Source organism: Enterobacter sp. GER_MD16_1505_Eko_090, assembly GCF_003331015.1.
Classification (GTDB): domain Bacteria; phylum Pseudomonadota; class Gammaproteobacteria; order Enterobacterales; family Enterobacteriaceae; genus Enterobacter; species Enterobacter roggenkampii.
In genome coordinates this window covers 1-3,203 of record NZ_PUQF01000050.1, presented here as the reverse complement: position 1 = coordinate 3,203, position 3,203 = coordinate 1, and the positions used below count along the sequence as shown (strand labels likewise).

Here is a 3,203-nt window from a genome sequence, read left to right as displayed (position 1 = left end):
TTTGCTCTTTAAAAATCTGGATCAAGCTGAAAATTGAAACGACACATCTTAAATGGTGTGTTCGAGTCTCTCAAATTTTCGCAATCATGAAGTGAAACATCTTCGGGTTGTGAGGTTAAGCGACTAAGCGTACACGGTGGATGCCCTGGCAGTCAGAGGCGATGAAGGACGTGCTAATCTGCGAAAAGCGCCGGCGAGGTGATATGAACCTTTGACCCGGCGATGTCCGAATGGGGAAACCCAGTGTGTTCCGACACACTATCGTTAACTGAATACATAGGTTAACGAGGCGAACCGGGGGAACTGAAACATCTAAGTACCCCGAGGAAAAGAAATCAACCGAGATTCCCCCAGTAGCGGCGAGCGAACGGGGAGCAGCCCAGAGTCTGAATCAGCTTGTGTGTTAGTGGAAGCGTCTGGAAAGTCGCACGGTACAGGGTGACAGTCCCGTACACGAAAGCACACAGGTTGTGAACTCGAAGAGTAGGGCGGGACACGTGGTATCCTGTCTGAATATGGGGGGACCATCCTCCAAGGCTAAATACTCCTGACTGACCGATAGTGAACCAGTACCGTGAGGGAAAGGCGAAAAGAACCCCGGCGAGGGGAGTGAAACAGAACCTGAAACCGTGTACGTACAAGCAGTGGGAGCACCTTCGTGGTGTGACTGCGTACCTTTTGTATAATGGGTCAGCGACTTATATTCTGTAGCAAGGTTAACCGTATAGGGGAGCCGAAGGGAAACCGAGTCTTAACTGGGCGTTAAGTTGCAGGGTATAGACCCGAAACCCGGTGATCTAGCCATGGGCAGGTTGAAGGTTGGGTAACACTAACTGGAGGACCGAACCGACTAATGTTGAAAAATTAGCGGATGACTTGTGGCTGGGGGTGAAAGGCCAATCAAACCGGGAGATAGCTGGTTCTCCCCGAAAGCTATTTAGGTAGCGCCTCGTGAACTCATCTTCGGGGGTAGAGCACTGTTTCGGCTAGGGGGCCATCCCGGCTTACCAACCCGATGCAAACTACGAATACCGAAGAATGTTATCACGGGAGACACACGGCGGGTGCTAACGTCCGTCGTGAAGAGGGAAACAACCCAGACCGCCAGCTAAGGTCCCAAAGTCATGGTTAAGTGGGAAACGATGTGGGAAGGCACAGACAGCCAGGATGTTGGCTTAGAAGCAGCCATCATTTAAAGAAAGCGTAATAGCTCACTGGTCGAGTCGGCCTGCGCGGAAGATGTAACGGGGCTAAACCATGCACCGAAGCTGCGGCAGCGACACTATGTGTTGTTGGGTAGGGGAGCGTTCTGTAAGCCGTTGAAGGTGTGCTGTGAGGCATGCTGGAGGTATCAGAAGTGCGAATGCTGACATAAGTAACGATAAAGCGGGTGAAAAGCCCGCTCGCCGGAAGACCAAGGGTTCCTGTCCAACGTTAATCGGGGCAGGGTGAGTCGACCCCTAAGGCGAGGCCGAAAGGCGTAGTCGATGGGAAACAGGTTAATATTCCTGTACTTGGTGTTACTGCGAAGGGGGGACGGAGAAGGCTATGTTAGCCGGGCGACGGTTGTCCCGGTTTAAGCATGTAGGCGGAGGTTCCAGGTAAATCCGGTATCTTATAACGCTGAGGTGTGATGACGAGGCACTACGGTGCTGAAGTAACAAATGCCCTGCTTCCAGGAAAAGCCTCTAAGCATCAGGTAACATTAAATCGTACCCCAAACCGACACAGGTGGTCAGGTAGAGAATACCAAGGCGCTTGAGAGAACTCGGGTGAAGGAACTAGGCAAAATGGTGCCGTAACTTCGGGAGAAGGCACGCTGATATGTAGGTGAAGCCCCTGCGGGTGGAGCTGAAATCAGTCGAAGATACCAGCTGGCTGCAACTGTTTATTAAAAACACAGCACTGTGCAAACACGAAAGTGGACGTATACGGTGTGACGCCTGCCCGGTGCCGGAAGGTTAATTGATGGGGTTAGCGGTAACGCGAAGCTCTTGATCGAAGCCCCGGTAAACGGCGGCCGTAACTATAACGGTCCTAAGGTAGCGAAATTCCTTGTCGGGTAAGTTCCGACCTGCACGAATGGCGTAATGATGGCCAGGCTGTCTCCACCCGAGACTCAGTGAAATTGAACTCGCTGTGAAGATGCAGTGTACCCGCGGCAAGACGGAAAGACCCCGTGAACCTTTACTATAGCTTGACACTGAACACTGGTCCTTGATGTGTAGGATAGGTGGGAGGCTTTGAAGCGTGGACGCCAGTCTGCGTGGAGCCGTCCTTGAAATACCACCCTTTAATGGCTGGTGTTCTAACGTAGACCCGTAATCCGGGTTGCGGACAGTGTCTGGTGGGTAGTTTGACTGGGGCGGTCTCCTCCCAAAGAGTAACGGAGGAGCACGAAGGTTAGCTAATCCTGGTCGGACATCAGGAGGTTAGTGCAATGGCATAAGCTAGCTTGACTGCGAGAGTGACGGCTCGAGCAGGTGCGAAAGCAGGTCATAGTGATCCGGTGGTTCTGAATGGAAGGGCCATCGCTCAACGGATAAAAGGTACTCCGGGGATAACAGGCTGATACCGCCCAAGAGTTCATATCGACGGCGGTGTTTGGCACCTCGATGTCGGCTCATCACATCCTGGGGCTGAAGTAGGTCCCAAGGGTATGGCTGTTCGCCATTTAAAGTGGTACGCGAGCTGGGTTTAGAACGTCGTGAGACAGTTCGGTCCCTATCTGCCGTGGGCGCTGGAGAATTGAGGGGGGCTGCTCCTAGTACGAGAGGACCGGAGTGGACGCATCACTGGTGTTCGGGTTGTCATGCCAATGGCACTGCCCGGTAGCTAAATGCGGAAAAGATAAGTGCTGAAAGCATCTAAGCACGAAACTTGCCCCGAGATGAGTTCTCCCTGAGACTTTAAGTCTCCTGAAGGAACGTTAAAGACGATGACGTTGATAGGTCGGGTGTGTAAGCGCAGCGATGCGTTGAGCTAACCGATACTAATGAACCGTGAGGCTTAACCTTACAACGCCGAAGATGTTTTGGCGAAGAGACAGATTTTCAGCTTTGATACAGATTAACAGAATTTGCCTGGCGGCTTTAGCGCGGTGGTCCCACCTGACCCCATGCCGAACTCAGAAGTGAAACGCCGTAGCGCCGATGGTAGTGTGGGGTCTCCCCATGTGAGAGTAGGGAACTGCCAGGCATCAA

Annotated in this window: 2 rRNA genes; both read left to right on the top strand. The window is 52.6% G+C overall.

Going from position 1 to position 3,203, the window contains the following annotated elements:
• The first annotated feature begins 113 nt into the window (after positions 1-113).
• Positions 114-3,017 (top strand): 23S ribosomal RNA (locus C6A40_RS24595).
• A gap of 65 nt (positions 3,018-3,082) precedes the next feature.
• Positions 3,083-3,198, top strand: a 5S ribosomal RNA gene (gene rrf, locus C6A40_RS24590).
• The last annotated feature ends 5 nt before the right edge of the window (positions 3,199-3,203 follow it).